At 48.5% G+C, this 1,915-nt stretch carries 1 rRNA gene; it reads right to left on the bottom strand.

The features are described 5' to 3' along the window. Positions 1–1,915 (bottom strand): 23S ribosomal RNA (locus tag IWX84_RS15265); the annotation flags it as partial.

Genomic DNA, 1,915 nt, shown 5'->3' with positions numbered 1-1,915 from the left:
CGGGGTTAGGCCTCAGACAAACAAAGGGTTGTATTTCAACAATGACTCCACAACGCCTAGCGACGCCACTTCACAGTCTCCAACCTATCCTACACATCATTTGTCCAAGGTCAATACTAAGCTATAGTAAAGGTGCACAGGGTCTTTTCGTCCCACTGCGGGTAAGCGGCATCTTCACCGCTACTACAATTTCACCGAGCTCATGGCTGAGACAGTGTCCAGATCGTTACACCATTCGTGCAGGTCGGAACTTACCCGACAAGGAATTTCGCTACCTTAGGACCGTTATAGTTACGGCCGCCGTTTACTGGGGCTTCATTTCAATGCTTCTCCGAAGATAACATCTCCACTTAACCTTCCAGCACCGGGCAGGTGTCAGGCCCTATACTTCATCTTACGATTTTGCAGAGCCCTGTGTTTTTGATAAACAGTCGCCTGGACCTCTTCACTGCGGCCCCCATTGCTGGGGGCGACCCTTCTCCCGAAGTTACGGGTCTATTTTGCCTAATTCCTTAGCCATGAATCTCTCGAGCACCTTAGGATTCTCTCCTCGACTACCTGTGTCGGTTTGCGGTACGGGTACTTATTACCTGAAGTTTAGAGGTTTTTCTTGGAAGCCCTTAGGCGCACTATCTCTTTGTCCGAAGACTCCGAGTACTATCGTATTTCCCCAAAACCCGTGGATTTGCCTGCGGGTCTTATAGGTAGGTACTTCAACGAACTATTCCGTCAGTTCGCGGCGCTTTCATCACTCCGTCACCCCATCACAGTAATAACTAGTACGGGAATATTAACCCGTTGTCCATCGACTGTCCCTTTCGGGTTCGCCTTAGGTCCCGACTAACCCACAGCTGATTAGCATAGCTGTGGAAACCTTAGTCTTTCGGTGTGCGGGTTTCTCGCCCGCATTATCGTTACTTATGCCTACATTTTCTTTTCTCACCGGTCCAGCATACCTTACGATACACCTTCTACCCTGTGAGAATGCTCCCCTACCACTCCATAATTTAATATGAAATCCATAGCTTCGGTAATATACTTATGCCCGATTATTATCCATGCTCGTCCGCTCGACTAGTGAGCTGTTACGCACTCTTTAAATGAATGGCTGCTTCCAAGCCAACATCCTAGCTGTCTGGGCAGACAAACCTCGTTCTTTCAACTTAGTATATATTTGGGGACCTTAGCTGATGGTCTGGGTTCTTTCCCTCTCGGACTTGGACCTTAGCACCCAAGCCCTCACTGTTATGAAACATTATATAGCATTCGGAGTTTGTCAGGAATTGGTAGGCGGTGAAGCCCCCGCATCCAATCAGTAGCTCTACCTCTATATAACTTTACGCATAACGCTGCACCTAAATGCATTTCGGGGAGTACGAGCTATTTCCGAGTTTGATTGGCCTTTCACCCCTACCCACAGGTCATCCGAAGACTTTTCAACGTCAACCGGTTCGGACCTCCACACTGTGTTACCAGCGCTTCATCCTGCCCATGGGTAGATCACACGGTTTCGCGTCTAACACTACTGACTAAAGCGCCCTATTCAGACTCGCTTTCGCTACGGATCCGTGGCTTAACCACTTATCCTTGCCAGCAACGTTAACTCGTAGGCTCATTATGCAAAAGGCACGCCGTCACCCCACGAAAGGGCTCCGACCGCTTGTAAGCGTATGGTTTCAGGATCTATTTCACTCCGTTATTCACGGTTCTTTTCACCTTTCCCTCACGGTACTGGTTCACTATCGGTCTCTCAGGAGTATTTAGCCTTAGCGGATGGTCCCGCCAAATTCAGACAGGATTTCTCGTGTCCCGCCCTACTCAGGATACCACTATCGTTATCTTCTATTACTTATACAGGGCTATCACCTTCTTTGGCTCTACTTTCCAGTAGATTCTAATTCTATCCGCAACAAAT

The organism is Flavobacterium sp. CG_9.10, assembly GCF_015752245.1.
Taxonomy (GTDB): domain Bacteria; phylum Bacteroidota; class Bacteroidia; order Flavobacteriales; family Flavobacteriaceae; genus Flavobacterium.
The sequence above is the reverse complement of the archived record's forward strand: the minus strand, read 5'-3'. Positions and strand labels throughout refer to the sequence as shown.